Annotated in this window: 15 protein-coding genes; 7 read left to right on the top strand and 8 right to left on the bottom strand. The window is 56.5% G+C overall.

Annotated elements, in window-relative coordinates; translation table 11 throughout:
* Positions 1 to 125: 125 nt before the first annotated feature.
* The 6 genes from napF (at position 126) to nudK (ending at position 5,189) form a co-directional block, all read left to right on the top strand.
* Positions 126 to 596 carry a ferredoxin-type protein NapF gene (napF, locus tag P6287_RS14115; RefSeq protein ID WP_277973945.1) on the top strand — a complete coding sequence of 157 codons (471 nt, stop codon included), beginning with the start codon at positions 126 to 128 and terminating at the stop codon, positions 594 to 596.
* Complete coding sequence (locus tag P6287_RS14110; protein ID WP_176971097.1) at positions 586 to 864, top strand: chaperone NapD; 279 nt, start codon at positions 586 to 588, stop codon at positions 862 to 864. Before napF ends, P6287_RS14110 begins: the two co-directional genes overlap by 11 nt.
* Positions 861 to 3,347, top strand: coding sequence for a nitrate reductase catalytic subunit NapA (napA, locus tag P6287_RS14105; RefSeq protein WP_277973944.1), 2,487 nt, complete (start codon positions 861 to 863; stop codon positions 3,345 to 3,347). Before P6287_RS14110 ends, napA begins: the two co-directional genes overlap by 4 nt.
* A gap of 11 nt (positions 3,348 to 3,358) precedes the next feature.
* Entirely contained in the window at positions 3,359 to 3,790 is a 432-nt protein-coding gene (gene napB, locus P6287_RS14100) for a nitrate reductase cytochrome c-type subunit (protein ID WP_277973943.1), read from the top strand.
* Between the two features lie 7 nt (positions 3,791 to 3,797).
* Positions 3,798 to 4,382 (top strand): cytochrome c-type protein NapC, encoded by a 585-nt coding sequence (gene napC, locus P6287_RS14095; protein ID WP_101763540.1) that lies wholly within the window; start codon positions 3,798 to 3,800, stop codon positions 4,380 to 4,382.
* Between the two features lie 228 nt (positions 4,383 to 4,610).
* Complete coding sequence (gene nudK / locus P6287_RS14090; protein WP_101763541.1) at positions 4,611 to 5,189, top strand: GDP-mannose pyrophosphatase NudK; 579 nt, start codon at positions 4,611 to 4,613, stop codon at positions 5,187 to 5,189.
* Positions 5,190 to 5,292: 103 nt separating this feature from the next.
* Here nudK and P6287_RS14085 read toward each other — a convergent pair whose 3' ends face one another.
* Genes P6287_RS14085 through P6287_RS14050 form a run of 8 tightly spaced genes read right to left on the bottom strand, consistent with a single transcriptional unit; the run spans position 5,293 to position 13,219 of the window.
* Complete coding sequence (locus tag P6287_RS14085) at positions 5,293 to 6,255, bottom strand: ribokinase (RefSeq protein ID WP_277974937.1); 963 nt, start codon at positions 6,253 to 6,255, stop codon at positions 5,293 to 5,295.
* Positions 6,255 to 7,148, bottom strand: a complete 894-nt coding sequence (alsK, locus tag P6287_RS14080) for an allose kinase (protein ID WP_101763543.1) — start codon at positions 7,146 to 7,148, stop codon at positions 6,255 to 6,257. The genes P6287_RS14085 and alsK overlap by 1 nt, the downstream gene beginning before the upstream one ends.
* Positions 7,145 to 7,837 carry a D-allulose 6-phosphate 3-epimerase gene (gene alsE, locus P6287_RS14075; protein ID WP_061717928.1) on the bottom strand — a complete coding sequence of 231 codons (693 nt, stop codon included), beginning with the start codon at positions 7,835 to 7,837 and terminating at the stop codon, positions 7,145 to 7,147. The genes alsK and alsE overlap by 4 nt, the downstream gene beginning before the upstream one ends.
* Positions 7,837 to 8,886 carry an ABC transporter permease gene (locus tag P6287_RS14070; RefSeq protein ID WP_277973942.1) on the bottom strand — a complete coding sequence of 350 codons (1,050 nt, stop codon included), beginning with the start codon at positions 8,884 to 8,886 and terminating at the stop codon, positions 7,837 to 7,839. Before P6287_RS14070 ends, alsE begins: the two co-directional genes overlap by 1 nt.
* A gap of 16 nt (positions 8,887 to 8,902) precedes the next feature.
* Positions 8,903 to 9,892 carry an ABC transporter permease gene (locus tag P6287_RS14065; RefSeq protein ID WP_277973941.1) on the bottom strand — a complete coding sequence of 330 codons (990 nt, stop codon included), beginning with the start codon at positions 9,890 to 9,892 and terminating at the stop codon, positions 8,903 to 8,905.
* Positions 9,885 to 11,390 carry a sugar ABC transporter ATP-binding protein gene (locus P6287_RS14060; RefSeq protein WP_277974936.1) on the bottom strand — a complete coding sequence of 502 codons (1,506 nt, stop codon included), beginning with the start codon at positions 11,388 to 11,390 and terminating at the stop codon, positions 9,885 to 9,887. The genes P6287_RS14065 and P6287_RS14060 overlap by 8 nt, the downstream gene beginning before the upstream one ends.
* 2 nt (positions 11,391 to 11,392) lie before the next feature.
* Positions 11,393 to 12,376, bottom strand: coding sequence for a substrate-binding domain-containing protein (locus P6287_RS14055; RefSeq protein ID WP_110866506.1), 984 nt, complete (start codon positions 12,374 to 12,376; stop codon positions 11,393 to 11,395).
* 12 nt (positions 12,377 to 12,388) lie between these two features.
* Entirely contained in the window at positions 12,389 to 13,219 is an 831-nt protein-coding gene (locus tag P6287_RS14050; protein WP_101763547.1) for a DeoR/GlpR family DNA-binding transcription regulator, read from the bottom strand.
* Positions 13,220 to 13,707: 488 nt separating this feature from the next.
* Here P6287_RS14050 and P6287_RS14045 point away from each other — a divergent pair, with 488 nt between their 5' ends.
* Complete coding sequence (locus P6287_RS14045; protein WP_277973940.1) at positions 13,708 to 14,781, top strand: DUF1176 domain-containing protein; 1,074 nt, start codon at positions 13,708 to 13,710, stop codon at positions 14,779 to 14,781.
* Positions 14,782 to 14,813: the final 32 nt, after the last annotated feature.

Genomic DNA, 14,813 nt, shown 5'->3' with positions numbered 1-14,813 from the left:
GTTTTTATTTCAATTCCCCTTCACTTGATCCCACGTCGGGATTTACCCCTTTGGGGTGATATAGCCCTCTTTAGCGTCAGGTTATTTTACGCACCATCTCTCTTTCCCCCGTTTAAGGTGAACCGATGGCGCTGTCGCGACGTGAACTCTTTACCGGGCAGCGCGTAGCGTCTGCTGACGGCATCGCTTTGCCATGGTGGCGGGGAGAGAAGGGGTGTGATGGCTGCGGCAAATGCGTCTCGGCCTGCGAAACCCACATCATCCGTCTGGCTGTCGGTGAAGTGCCGCACCTCGATTTTCTGCAGGGTGAATGCACGTTTTGCGCCGCGTGCGTGGACGCTTGCCCGCAGCCGCTGTTCCACGCGCGTGAAACCGAGCCGTTTCCACAGCGCATTCGCATCGACAACCGCTGCATCACCTTCCTTGGCGTGAATTGCCGCAGCTGTCAGGAGAGTTGTGAACAGCAAGCCATCCGTTTCTACCTGATGCCGAACGGCATCGCACAGCCTGAAACCCTTCCGCAGCATTGCACCGGTTGCGGCGCCTGCATCGCGCCTTGCCCGGTCTCAGCCACAGGATTACATCATGAACCATGAAAACAGTTGGCACGTCTGCGGCCTGGTGATTCAGGCGCGGCCGGCGTCGATTCCCGCCGTAAAAAGTGCGCTGCTGGCCTTTGCCGATTGCGACATCGCCGCGGAAGACGCCGCGCGCGGCACGCTGGCGGTAACGCTGGGTGCCGCGGATAGCGCCGCACTGCTGCGCAATATTGAAGAGAGCCGCAACATCGCTGGCGTGTTGGCGGTATCGCTGGTCTATCACCAGCAAGACGAAATTGAAGAACCTTGTAAGGAAGCATCATGAGCATAAGTCGTCGTGATTTTATGAAGGCCAATGCGGCGGCTGCTGCTGCAACGGCTGCAGGACTCACCATTCCCACCGTCACCAAAGCCGCGACCTCGCTGGCTGCGCCAATTCGCTGGGAAAAAGCGCCGTGCCGATTCTGCGGCACCGGCTGTGGCGTGCTGGTTGGCACCCAGGATGGCCGCGTAGTGGCGTCGCAGGGCGATCCGCAGGCAGAAGTGAACCGCGGTCTGAACTGTATCAAAGGCTATTTCCTGCCGAAGATCATGTACGGGAAAGATCGTCTGACCCAGCCGCTGCTGCGCATGACCGACGGTAAATATGCCAAAGAGGGCGAGTTCACCCCGGTCAGCTGGGATCAAGCCTTCGACATCATGGAAGAGAAGTTCAAAGCGGCGCTGAAAGCCAACGGCCCGGATTCGGTCGGCATGTTCGGTTCCGGTCAGTGGACGGTGTGGGAAGGTTACGCGGCCTCCAAGCTGATGAAAGCCGGTTTCCGCACCAACAATCTCGATCCCAATGCGCGTCACTGCATGGCTTCAGCGGTGGTTGGCTTTATGCGCACCTTCGGCATGGACGAACCGATGGGCTGCTACGACGACATCGAGCAGGCCGACGCCTTTGTGCTGTGGGGCTCGAACATGGCGGAGATGCATCCGATTCTGTGGTCACGTATTACCGCGCGTCGTCTCAGCAGTGAGAATGTCAAAGTGGCGGTGCTTTCCACCTATCGTCATCGCAGTTTTGAGCTGGCCGACAACGCGATGGTGTTCACACCGCAGAGCGATCTGGCGATCCTCAACTTCATCGCCAACTACATTATTCAGAACAACAAGGTCGATAAAACCTTCCTGCAGAACCACGTTACGCTACGCAAAGGCGTGACCGACATCGGTTACGGTTTGCGCCCCACCGATCCGCGTCAGGCTTCGGCGAAGAACCCGGACAGCGGCGAATCCACGCCGATGAGCTTTGACGAGTTTGCGAAGTTTGTCTCTGAGTACACGGTGGAAAAAGCCAGCGCAATGAGCGGTGTGGAGAAAGATCAACTCATCGCCCTCGCCGAGCTGTATGCCGATCCGAAAGTCAACGTGGTGTCGTACTGGACCATGGGCTTCAACCAGCATACGCGCGGCGTGTGGGCCAATAACCTGTGCTACAACCTGCACTTATTGACCGGCAAAATTTCACGTCCGGGCACCGGTCCGTTCTCGCTCACCGGCCAGCCATCGGCGTGCGGCACGGCGCGTGAAGTCGGCACCTTCTCGCACCGTTTACCGGCGGACATGGTGGTCAATAATGACAAACACCGCGCCACCGCCGAGAAGCTGTGGAAGCTGCCGCAGGGCACGGTGCCGGCCAAAATTGGTTTGCACGCCGTGGCGCAGGATCGCGCGCTGAAAGATGGCAAGCTCAACGCCTACTGGGTGATGTGTAACAACAACATGCAGGCCGGTCCGAACCTGACGCAGGAGCGTATGCCGGGCTGGCGCGATGAGCGCAACTTCATCGTGGTTTCCGATCCCTATCCCACCGTCAGCGCCTTGTCGGCTGACCTTATTCTGCCCACTGCGATGTGGGTGGAGAAAGAGGGCGCGTATGGCAACGCCGAGCGTCGCACTCAGTTCTGGCATCAGCAGGTGAAAGCGCCGGGCGACGCAAAATCCGATCTGTGGCAGCTGGTGAATTTCTCCAAACGTTTCAAGGTAGCGGAGGTGTGGCCGGAAGCGCTGCTGGCGCAGAATCCGGAGCTGCGCGACAAAACGCTGTTTGATGTGCTGTACGCCAACGGCCAGGTCAACCAATTCCCACTGAGTGAAGTGGCAGATGATCAGTTGAATGATGAAGCGCGCGAGTTTGGCTTCTACATCCAGAAAGGCTTGTTCGAGGAGTACGCCAGCTTTGGTCGCGGTCACGGCCACGATCTTGCGCCGTTCGATGCTTACCATCAGACGCGCGGCCTGCGCTGGCCGGTGGTGGATGGCAAAGAGACGCGCTGGCGCTATCGCGAAGGTTACGACAGCTACGTCAAAGCCGGTGAAGGCGTGCGTTTCTACGGCAAGCCGGATGGTAAAGCCACCATTTTTGCGCTGCCTTACGAAGCGCCAGCCGAATCGCCGGATGAAGAGTTCGACCTGTGGTTCTGTACCGGTCGCGTGCTGGAACACTGGCACACCGGCACCATGACGCGTCGCGTGCCGGAGCTGCACCGCGCAGTGCCGCAGGCGCTACTCTATATACATCCGCTGGATGCCAAAGAGCGCAATTTCCGTCGCGGCGAGAAAGTCCGCGTAGTGTCGCGTCGTGGTGAAACCCTTGCCACCGTGGAAACGCGCGGTCGCAATCAGCCGCCCAAAGGTCTGGTATTTATGCCGTTCTTTGATGCGGGCGTGCTGGCCAACAACGTCACGCTGGACGCCACCGATCCGCTGTCGAAGCAGACCGATTACAAAAAATGCGCCGTCAAGCTGGTTAAAATTTAAGGCAGGATGCTATGAAACCCTTAATCACACTTGTTACTTTAGCCGCCCAGATACTGGGCGGCACGGTTTACGCCCACAACGGCGTCGATCTCAATCAGTCACCGGAAGTGACGGCCACGCAGCAGGGCACCATTCATCAGCCCAAAGAGCAGAGCCGCAAGCCGTTGAACTACGTGAATCAGCCGCCGGTGATCCCGCATAGCGTCGATGGCTATCAGGTGACGAAAAACGTGAACCGTTGTCTGCAGTGTCACGGCACGCAGAGCTATCTCACCACCGGCGCGCCACGCGTTAGCCCAACGCACTTCACCGATCGCGATGGACTGGTGAGCAGCACCGTGTCGCCGCGTCGCTACTTCTGCCTGCAGTGTCACGTACCGCAAACCGATGCCAAACCGGTGGTGGAAAACACCTTCAAACCGGCTGACGGCTTCGGTAAGTGAGGACATGATGAAAGAGAAACTTCTGCGCATCTGGCGCTGGTGGCGGCGTCCGAGCCGTCTGGCGCTCGGTACGCTACTGATTCTGGGCTTTGCTGGCGGCATCATTTTCTGGGGCGGCTTCAACACCGCAATGGAGATGACCAACCGCGAGCAGTTCTGTATCGGCTGCCATGAGATGCGTAATAACGTCTATCAGGAATATATGCAGACGGTGCACTACAACAACCGCAGCGGCGTGCGCGCCACCTGTCCGGATTGTCACGTGCCGCACGAGTGGGGCCCGAAAATGCTGCGTAAGATCCAGGCGAGCAAAGAGGTGTATGCCAAGATTTTCGGCATCATTGATACGCCGCAAAAGTTCGAGGATCATCGCATCAAGCTGGCGCAAAACGAGTGGCGCAGGATGAAAAACAATAATTCGCAGGAGTGTCGTAACTGCCACAACTTCGATTATATGGATTTCACCGCGCAGAAAACCGTCGCCGCGAAGATGCACAGCAAAGCAGTTGAGGAAGGGAAAACCTGTATCGATTGCCACAAAGGTATCGCGCACCATCTGCCCGATATGAAAGACCAACCCAACGGTTTTTGAGGCCTAACAACGCGGCATAAATTGGCGTAATGCCGATCACTACCGCAGCGCATCAAACCACTGCACAATCCGTAGCGGCGCGATTTAACGCGCAACCCATTGCGCCGCTACAATCTGTGCACTGAGTCAGGAGCGCCCATCACGGCGACCGGCCTCACAATTCAGATAGTTTTCCCCACCGCTTCGGCCTATCATCTCAGGCTCCCTCAATTTAGCAGTGGAGCGGTTATGTCGTTAAAGATCAACATCATCAAAGACAAGTTGCTGTCAGAAAACTGGTTTGTGCTGCGCAACTTCACCTACGAACTCACCCGCAACAACGGCGAAGTCGTGCGCCATAAGCGAGAAGTGTACGATCGCGGAAACGGTGCCACCATCCTGCTGTACAACACTGAAAAAAATAGCGTGCTGCTGGTGCGTCAGTTCCGCATTGCCACTTATGTCAATGGCAATGAAAGTGGCGAACTGATTGAGACCTGCGCCGGGCTGCTGGATGACGACTCGCCGGAAGATTGCATCCGCAAAGAAGCGATAGAAGAGACCGGCTATCAGGTGGGTAAGGTCGATAAAGTTTTTGAAGCCTACATGTCGCCGGGCGGCGTGACTGAACTGATCCACTTCTTCGCCGCGGAATACAGCGATGCACAGCGCGCCAACAAGGGCGGTGGCGTTGAGGATGAAGAGATTACCGTGCTGGAGCTGAGTTTCCCGGAGGCGCTGGCGATGGTGAAAGATGGCCGCATTCGTGACGGTAAAGCCATTATGCTGCTGCAGCATGCGCAGATCGCCGGTTGGTTGCAGGCGTAGTTTTGACCGTAGCGGCGCAATTTATTGCGCTCTTTTGACCTTTTCATCGAGGTGAAAATGCGCAATAAATTGCGCCGCTACAGCAATGTGTGGCCATCTTGCCTTACATACACTCTCCCAACGTTTCCGGGACACATTGCGGATACGCCTGCAATCTTGCCAGCGCTTCGGCATACGAAGGCATCGAGTGCGCTGCACCGGAGCGTTCCACACACAGCGAAGCATAAGCTGAAGCAAACAGCGCCGCCTGTGGCAGTTCATCGCCGGAAGCCAGCCGCGCCGCCAGTGCGCCATTAAACGCATCGCCCGCGCCGGTGGTATCCAGCGGCTGAGCCGGGAACAGCGGAATACGCAGCGGCGGCTGGTCTGCTACTGACAGCAACGCACCGCAAACCCCCAACGTAATAATCACCTGACGCGCCCCTTTGCGATGCAGCTTCTCTGCGGCTTGATGCGCGCTGGCGAAGTCGGTGACCTTCACGCCGGTCAGCTGCATCGCTTCGGTGCTGTTAGGCGTCAGCAAATCCACTTTTGCCAGCAGCGCATCGGTGACCTTCTGCCACGGCGCAGGATTCATAATCACAAAGGTGCCACCGGCGCGCGCGTTGTCGATCATGCGCTGAATGGCGCTGAGATTATTCTCCAGCTGCACCAGCAGAATATCGGCTGCCGCAACGGTGGGTTGGCAGCGCGTCACCTCGGCGGCAGTTACGGTGGTGTTCGCGCCGGGATAGACCGAAATCATGTTCTCGGCATCGTCACCGGCGACATAAATCAGCGCATTGCCGGTCGGTTTCTCCTTGCAGGTAAACAAGGTAATGGCATCGAAACCGGTCTTTTCCAGATGGCGACGCGCAAACATGCCGAAGTCATCATTACCAATCTTACCGATATAGTGCACGCGCGCGCCGGCGCGCAGCGCGGCCGTCGCCTGATTCGCGCCTTTGCCGCCCGGTCCCATCATGCTGGTATGGGCGGTGAGCGATTCGCCCGGCATCGGAAAGCGGTTCATTACCGCGACTACGTCGAGGTTGAACGAGCCAAACACACACACTTTTCCTTTCATCATGCACTCCTGAACAGACGTTCGGCGGCTAAACAGGCACCGCGACAACCGGTGTGGTCGGTGGATTGGCTAAACACGATCTTCAAACCCTCACGCGTGGCGGGTGGACGAAGATGCTGCTGAATCTGGCTGCGCAGCTGTGCCAGCGGGAAGTCCGCCATCGCCAGCACGCCGCCGCCCAGAATCAGGTATTCCGGATCGAGTATGTTCATCTCGGTGGCAATCAGTTGCGCCAGCCGCTGTACAAAAGCCTGCAGCTCCGGATGCTCACGATGCTGGGTAAACAGCGCCGACATGTTGGTTTCCGGCACATGGGTGCTCGCCCAGCGACTCAGCCAATGGCCCGACGTCACGGTTTCCGCACAGCCACGATTGCCGCACGGGCAGGGCAGATCGTTGCCGGCAACAGGCACATGACCAAGCTCACCCGCGCCACCGTGTTGACCATGATAAAACTGGCCGTTAAGCCACAGGCTGTTGCCCATGCCGGTGCCGGGATACAAACCCACCGCGCTGTCTGGCAGCTGCTCCAGCTGCAGTAAATCCCACAGCATCAGATGATTAACATCTTTGTCCATCGCCACCGGTACGCCAAGGCGTTCGGTGAGCCGCGCGGCAACCGGTTGCTGGTCCAGCGCCTGAATAAACGGCAGCGAAATCACCTGCTGGCGGTCACGGCTGAGAATGCCGGGTAATCCGAGCATCACGCCGCTAACCGGCTGCTGCTCCAGCGTTTCGCTGATTAACTGGCCCAACGCGTTAAGTGCATCAGGCTGCTGCGCCCAGCTGGCCGTCGGCACTTTACGGAAGCTCGACCAAACGCGCTCCTCTTCCATCAGCTGCAGACGTGTGCCGGTGCCGCCAATGTCGATACCGAGCCAGCATTTTTTCATGCGGATACCTGCGCCAATCCCTGAGCCTCATCAATGCTTTCGCGCATCATATTCCAGGCGGTTTCCAGATCGTCGTGAATATTGAACAGACCGGAGGTGCCGACAATCAGCACTTCTGCGCCCGCACCGACCAGCGTGTTATAAGTGCGGGTATTGCAGGAACCGTCGATCTCAATCAGATATTGATAGCCGTTGGCCTGCTTCAGCGCTTTCAGCTCCTGTACCTTCTGCACCATTTCCGGAATAAACGGTTGTCCAGCGTAGCCGGGATCCACCGTCATCACGGTGATCTTATCCACCAGATGAATGTAGTGGTGGATAAAGGAGACCGGCGTAGCGGGATTGAGCACCACACCCACTTTCTTGCCGAAGCTGCGGATCATATTGATTACCCGGAACGCATCGCGGTTGATGGTTTCGGCGTGCGGGCAGATGTAATCGGCACCCGCTTTAGCAATCACTTCTATGAAATCGGTAGGCTGCTCGACCATCAAATGGACATCCAGCGCCACTTTGGTGAACGGGCGAATCTGCTCAATAAAGAACGGTGACAGCGTGATATTTTTCACGTAATGACCATCCATAATGTCGATATGCAGGAAGTCGGCGCGGGAGTCCAGCACGGCGAGCTGGTGCTTGATCTCCATCAGATTCATACACATCAACGACGGGGAGACTTGAATACGCATCATACTTCCTTTTTTTCGGTCAAAGGGTTAAGCGTCGCCGCCAGATTGCTGAGCTTGACGGCACGATGTTCGTTAAAGCGAGTTTTGAATTGTTTGAAGGCCAACACCACAATCAGCACCGCGCCCCACATTGCCAGGCTAACGTGCTGGCTGATGTTCATCAGGTTGAAGCCGGTGGAGAGCACTTGCAGGGCGATCAACGCCAGCACTACGCCGGTCACGCGACCAAAGCCGCCATTCGGGTCGGTGCCGCCGAGGATGATGGCCAGCACCGTCAGCAGCAGATACGCATCGCCGTAACCCATACGCGCCGAGTTGAAGCGCGCCATCATGATCAAACCGGCCAACACGCACAGCAGGCTGGAGATGACGTACACCAGAATCACCATGCGATGGGTGTTGATGCCGCTAAACCAGGTGGCGTTGATGTTGCTGCCGCCCATGTAGATGCATTTACCGGCGCGGGTTTTGCCGAGGAACAGCGCCAGCAGCGCGGCGGCAAACAGGAACAACCACAGCGGCAGCGGAACGCCGAGCAGCGTGTTGGAACCGAGCGCCTGCACCACCGACGGCATGCCGCTGACGGCCGCGCCTTTGGTCAGCCAGATGCCGATACCGTTCAGCGTCATCATGGTCGCGAGCGTCACCAGAATCGGGTGCGCACCGATGCGCGTCACCATCACGCCGGTAATCACGCCGATCACCGCCGCAATCAGCATCGCGCCGATAATCGCAATAAACAGCCACAGCAGTTGCATGCCAGTGCCGGCATCGGCGGGCAGGGCGCGCATCAGCGTCCAGGCGATAAACAGCGCCGTCAGGTTGGCGGTGGCGATGATCGCCAGATTCAGTCCGCCGCTGAGAATGGCGATAAACATCGCCAGCGTCAGCAAGCCCAGCTCAGGCAGCTGAAATGCCATACTCATAAAGGTCGAATCAGTGAGAAAGCGACCCGGCAACATGACGGTAAAGATCGCCAGCGCCAGCGCGATTAACAGCATCAGGCCGATATTGGTGCCGTCCGGACGCAGAGCAGAGAGTGATTTCATGTTGATGCGGCTCCCGTTAGACGAAACTGACATCAGTTTCTTTACGTTTTTTGTAGTGAGTCACGGCAATAGCCACCATGATCACGCCGCCCACCACGATGTTCATGAAGTAGTTGGAGACGCCAATCAGGTTGAGGCCGTTCTTCAGGATGGCGATAAGAAAGACACCCATCAGCGTGCCGCTCACCGTGCCTTTGCCGCCCATCAGGCTGGCACCGCCAAGAACGGTGGCGGCCAGCACATCCAGCTCGCCGCCGACCAGCGCATTTGGCACCACTTCGCCCATGCGATAGACCTGCACCAAGCCGCCAATCGCCGCCATGGCACCCAGCCAGCCATAGGCGAAGACATGAATCAGACCGACGCGAATACCGATGCGGCGCGCCGATTCCGCATCGCCGCCCACCGCATACAGTTGGCGACCGAGATTGGTTTTGTTCAGCAGCAGCGCGGTGAGTCCGGCAATCACCAGCATGGTCACCAGCGGCAAGCCAATCTGGAAGCTGTTACCTTGCCAGGTGAATGGCAGCACGCTGCGCAGCGTGATCCACCAGTCCGGCAGCGAATAGAGGCTTTTGCCGCCGGTTACCCACATCAACATGCCAAACAGCAGCGACTGCATGCTGATGGTGATGATGATCGAGACGACGCGCAGCGTGGTGATCAGCAGGGCGTTGATCACGCCAAACAGCGTGCCGCACACCACCGCCAGCAGGATGCTGAGCAGGGCGTTATCAAACTGGAACTGCACAAACAGCGAGGCGATCAGGTATTGCACCACCGACGCCACCGCAGCAAAGGAGATATCGATGCCGCCGGTCACCAGCACCACAAACAGGCCGAGGGCAAAGATGCCGGTCACGGCGTAGCTTTCTGCCAGATCCAGCAGGTTTTGCACCGTCAGGAACTGATCGCTGGCGGCAGAGAAAAACACAATGAACGCCAGCAAAACCCAGGCCAGCCAGCCCTGGCTGGAGCTCGGACGTAAACGAGAAAAATCAGGCATTGATCACCTCCGCCAGCTGCTGTTGCTCAACGGTATCGGGTTGGTATTCGGCATGAACGGTGCCATCACGGAAGTGCAGGATGCGGTCGCAGTTGTACCAAACCTCCGGCACTTCGTCGGAAATCAGGATGATCGACAAACCCTCTTTCGCCAGCAGATGAATCAGTTGATAGATGCTGGCTTTAGCGCCGACATCCACGCCAACGGTGGGCGAATCGAGGATCAGGATGCGCGGCTGGGTCAGCACCCATTTCGCCAGCACGATTTTCTGCTGGTTGCCGCCGGAGAGCGTGGAGATAGCCAGATTGGGATCGGTGACGCGTACGCCAAGCTGCTGAATCCACTGCAGGATCAGCTTGTTCTTACGGTATTCATCAATCAGGTGGAAACGGCTTTGCAGCTTGTCGAGGATCGGCAGCACCATGTTGTCGGCCACCGATTGTTGCTGCACCAAACCCAGGGTTAAGCGATCTTCGGAGACGTAGCCGATGCCGGCTTTGATCGCATCTTCGTGCCCACGGAAGCGCACCGGTTTGCTGTCGAGCCAGATCTTGCCGCTGTCCGGTTTGGTCATGCCAAACAGCGACAGCGCCAGTTCGGTGCGGCCCGAGCCCAGCAGGCCGCACAGGCCCAGCACTTCGCCCTGATAGAGTTTGAAATTAACGTCATGGTATTGTCCGGCGCGCGTCAGTTTTTCGACTTCGAGGATCAGGCGATCGTCATGGCGCGTCGGCGTTTTCAGCTGATAGTCGAGCTTCAGGCCGGTCATCAGTTCGGTCAGATGGTGCGGCGTCATCGCTTTTGCGGGCCAGCAGCCCATTTTGCGGCCGTCGCGGATCACCGTCACGCGATCCGAGATCTCCAGCACCTCATCCAGTCGATGGCTGACAAACACCACGCAGATGTTTTTGTCTTTCAGGTAACGCACGGTGCGCAGCAGCTGATTCACTTCGGTGCGCGTCAGCGACGCCGTCGGCTCATCCATGATCACCAGCCGCGCATCGGCGACCAGCGCGCGGCAGATCGCCACCTGCTGACGCTGCGCAATCGACAGCGACGCCACTTTCTCATCGAGATCGAGTTCAAACTTCAGTTCATCAATGATGCGCTGCGCGGTTTCACGCAGTTTGGCTTTGCGGTGCCAGCCGAGCAGGCTATTCAGGTTGTGCTCGAAGGCGATGTTTTCCGCCACGCTGAGGTTGGGGAACAGCGACAGATCCTGATAAATCACCTGGATACCGAAGTCACGCGCCTGGCGAGTGGTCAGACGCGGAAAGCTCGGGCCTTCGCCCAGCGTGATGCGGCTACCGCTATCCGGGGCGTGCACCCCGGAAATGACTTTGATTAAGGTGCTCTTGCCACAGCCGTTGGTGCCAGCGAGACAGTGCACTTCGCCAGCCAGTAAGGTCAGCGAGATATCGCTCAGTGCGCGGTTGCCACCAAATGTTTTCGACAGGTTGTCGAGCGCAATCAGCGTCTGTGGGATCACCTCATTCATCATTACAGCCCCATTTTCACCAGTTTTGGCAGGTTCTCTTTGTCCAGGCTTTCGGTGTTGTTGCCGAGGATGGTGTGGGTCGCCTCGTCAACTTTCACTTTGCCCAAACCCTCGATGGTCATTCCGTCGGTGATTGGCTCTTTCTTCTGCATCATGTCGGCGATACGTACGAACACTTCGCCTGCGGTTTGTGGATTCCAGATGTAGCCGCCTTTGATCGCGCCACGCTGCACCAGCGATGCGCCCTGGCCAGGACTAAAGGCGCCAATTACGCAGACCTGATCGATCTTGTTACGGTTCATCACCGCGCGACCGGCGCCAATCGGACCTTGTGAACCAAAGGCCATAATTCCTTTCAAATCCGGATACTTGGACATCAGTTCGTTAGTGGTGCGAATCGAGTCATCCAGCGATTCGCCGACGCCAAACTTGTCGGTGACCATCTGCATCTTCGGATAGTGTTCTTTTTGATAATTCAGCGCGGCGTCGGTCCACTGCTGGTGCAGCGGCACGGTCAGGCTGCCGACGTACATGGCGTATTTGCCCTCTTCATGCATGCATTTCGCCAGCGCTTTCATATGGTTGATGCCGTGCGTCGGCGCATCCACCAGTTCGAAGTCCCAGTTAGCGCCTTTCTGATCCGGCGATTCGTGGGTGATCACTTCAATGCCAGCATCACGGGCGCGCTTCAGCACCGGTTCCAGCACTTTCGGGTCATTCGGCACCACGCCAATGATGTCGACCTTCTGGGCAATCAAATCTTCGATAGCGCGCACCTGCAGAGCCGGATCGGCCGCCGTTGGTCCCACCATCCAGGCGTCAATGCCGCGTTTCGCCGCTTCACTCTTGATGCCCGCTTCCATGGCGTTGAACCACGGAATACCGCCAATTTTCACCACGATGCCCATGCGTAATTTGTCAGCAGCCTGCGCGCCGGAGGCGGCAAACAGGGCGAGCAGAGAACAGGCGATAAGATGTTTTTTCATAAAGACTCCGATTTAATTTTTTATTAGCTGCATAGAATGGCTGCGCTGGGAGCAATCAATAATATTGACGCCGTTCCACGCTAATTCTTGTTCCAGCTCTTTGTCTTTTAATTGGTCAGTAATGAGAAAGTCCACATCGCGATAATGACAAATACGCGCGAATGAGGGCCGCAGGAATTTACTCCCGTCCAGCAGCAGATGTTTTCTTTCCGCTGCTAATAACATTTGCTGTTTTAAATGTGCGTTGTTTTCGTTACCTTCACGTAAATAACCGTCATTGCCTAAACTGCTACAGGAGAAAAAGATCTTATTGATCTGAAATTCCCTGAGCGGTTGCTCGGCGACGACGCCGTGGAAATCTTCATAACGGTCAGAATATTCTCCCCCCAGACAGATGGTGCGGATGCTGCCGCGCGCCGCAAGGGTTTGCACAATCCTGATGGAATTGGTTAATACCGTTAATTCAATATCCGGCAGCTGTCGCGCTAAATACCAGCAAGTGGTGCTGCTATCGAGTAATATACAATCGCCGGGGCTAATGAAATCGAGTGCGCGTTTGGCAATAGCCATTTTTGCATCAACATGTTCATTGACTCTCTGGCGGAAAGATAATTCATACTCGTTAACACCTCGCGTATTTCCCTGAATGTTGGCGGCCTGTCGTTTTGCTGGTACCGCGCCACCGTGACTGCGTTGTAACAGACCACGTTTCTCCAGCTGCGTTAAATCACGCCGAATAGTTTCTTGTGAAACCTGACATAACGTGACTAATTCAGCGACAATGACCCGACCATTTAAATTTAATTCGTCAATAATTCGCTGCTGTCTTTCAATCGGCAACATAACTAACCTCCGATGGCTATAAATTACTGGATAGCGCATTTAGAAAGTGTGGGCTGCGCACGAGTCCACAGTCACCAAAACGCCTTAGCTGATTAGAGTGATCTGGATCTGTCTTATATGTAAATGAGATGTCTGGTTATCAAAATTAAGTGATGTGTCTCACATAAATAAGCCTAATGGCGCGAAATCCGCGTTCTACGCGCGTTGCATATCCAAAACATGAATTTAACCTAGCATGACCGCTTATGACCGTTTGTGTGTATTTGACCGTTTTGTGATGAGTTAACAAGAGTCCGACGAATCCGATTGAGCAGTTATCGGTCAAAACGGATGATGAGCGCTTGCCCCATCCAGTACCCGTTCGCCACAGGTGACGGCTTTTTCAGCGGTTAACCTCGCTTTTAGGGCCGGCTCACAGTTTAGGCCTGCTGACAGCGTTCCCGTTGCGCTATTATTTTCTTTCCAGGAATTTGGGGACCGATTTTTTGATGTCGTATTGGATGAAGTTACTGCTTTTATTGCCCTTTCTTTTTGTCGCGTGCGTTCAGGCTCAGCCACTGCAAAAGTCATTTTCTGACTGGCAACTGACCTGTAACAACGCGGCTTTTTGCGTGGCACGCAGTTTTCCCGGTGACAACGGCTTAGTGATGACGCTCTCACGTCATGCTGGCGTCAACGATCGTCCCTTGCTGCGTATTGATTACGGCAGCGCCTACAGCGGCGAGCTGCCGGGCGGCCCGCTCAAGGATAACCTGCTACTCGATCAACGCCGTCTCACACCAGACCTTAAACACTGGACGGTGGAACCGCATCATCTGGCGACCAGTAATGCTATCGCCATCGACGAGTTTCTGGCGCAGACGCTGGATGCGCAAAATCTGCAGCTGACCTATAAAGCCAACGCCACCATTCCGCTCAGCGGTATGAAGGCGGCATTACTGTTGATGGATGACGTGCAGGGCCGCGTCAACGGTGCCAGCGCCTGGGTGAAGCGTGGCGACCGCGTGCAGTGGGATGTGCCGCCGCAGCCAGCGTTGCCGGCGTTACCTTCGCCATTACCGCCGCCGCCGCCGCTGACGCAGGAAGAGACCAGCGGTTTAATTGATTTTGGTACCTGGCGGGTGAATACCGATAACTGCTCGCTCGATCCACTGCGGCGTGAAGTGAGCGTGTCGCCGCTGACCGACAGCAAAGCGCTACTGCTGATCAGCTGCGAAACCGGTGCGTATAACGTGATCGATCTGGCCTTTGAAGTGACGCGCACGCAGCCTTATGTATCGCGCGGTCTGAGCTTAACGCTGCCGTTTACGCCGCCGTCACGCGGGGATAATCAGCTGGAGTTGGTGAACGCGGAATTTGATGCCAGCCATGGATTGCTCTACACCTTCAGTAAAGGACGTGGTTTGGGGGATTGCGGCGTGGCAACGCGCTGGCAGTATGACGGCAACGAGTTTGTGCTGGCGGAGTATGCGGAAGAGAAGACCTGCGATGCGTGGCACAGTAGTGAGGATTGGCCAACGCTATGGGTTACTGAATCGCAAAATCCGGTGCAGTCGCGTTAATACCACGTGCAGCGTTAAATCATTGCACATTA

This window comes from Pantoea sp. X85, assembly GCF_029623675.1.
Taxonomy (GTDB): Bacteria; Pseudomonadota; Gammaproteobacteria; order Enterobacterales; family Enterobacteriaceae; genus Pantoea; species Pantoea leporis.
Note: the sequence above shows the minus strand (reverse complement) of the source record. Positions and strands in the feature narration are given on the sequence as shown.

Coding starts and splice junctions, on each gene's coding strand:
- nudK (WP_101763541.1), top strand. CDS start 4,611: ATGTCGTTAAAGATCAACATCATCAAAGACAAGTTGCTGTCAGAAAAC.
- P6287_RS14060 (WP_277974936.1), bottom strand. CDS start 11,390: ATGAATGAGGTGATCCCACAGACGCTGATTGCGCTCGACAACCTGTCG.
- P6287_RS14065 (WP_277973941.1), bottom strand. CDS start 9,892: ATGCCTGATTTTTCTCGTTTACGTCCGAGCTCCAGCCAGGGCTGGCTG.
- napC (WP_101763540.1), top strand. CDS start 3,798: ATGAAAGAGAAACTTCTGCGCATCTGGCGCTGGTGGCGGCGTCCGAGC.
- P6287_RS14045 (WP_277973940.1), top strand. CDS start 13,708: ATGTCGTATTGGATGAAGTTACTGCTTTTATTGCCCTTTCTTTTTGTC.
- alsK (WP_101763543.1), bottom strand. CDS start 7,148: ATGAAAAAATGCTGGCTCGGTATCGACATTGGCGGCACCGGCACACGT.
- P6287_RS14050 (WP_101763547.1), bottom strand. CDS start 13,219: ATGTTGCCGATTGAAAGACAGCAGCGAATTATTGACGAATTAAATTTA.
- P6287_RS14110 (WP_176971097.1), top strand. CDS start 586: ATGAACCATGAAAACAGTTGGCACGTCTGCGGCCTGGTGATTCAGGCG.
- P6287_RS14055 (WP_110866506.1), bottom strand. CDS start 12,376: ATGAAAAAACATCTTATCGCCTGTTCTCTGCTCGCCCTGTTTGCCGCC.
- alsE (WP_061717928.1), bottom strand. CDS start 7,837: ATGCGTATTCAAGTCTCCCCGTCGTTGATGTGTATGAATCTGATGGAG.
- P6287_RS14085 (WP_277974937.1), bottom strand. CDS start 6,255: ATGAAAGGAAAAGTGTGTGTGTTTGGCTCGTTCAACCTCGACGTAGTC.
- napA (WP_277973944.1), top strand. CDS start 861: ATGAGCATAAGTCGTCGTGATTTTATGAAGGCCAATGCGGCGGCTGCT.
- napB (WP_277973943.1), top strand. CDS start 3,359: ATGAAACCCTTAATCACACTTGTTACTTTAGCCGCCCAGATACTGGGC.
- napF (WP_277973945.1), top strand. CDS start 126: ATGGCGCTGTCGCGACGTGAACTCTTTACCGGGCAGCGCGTAGCGTCT.
- P6287_RS14070 (WP_277973942.1), bottom strand. CDS start 8,886: ATGAAATCACTCTCTGCTCTGCGTCCGGACGGCACCAATATCGGCCTG.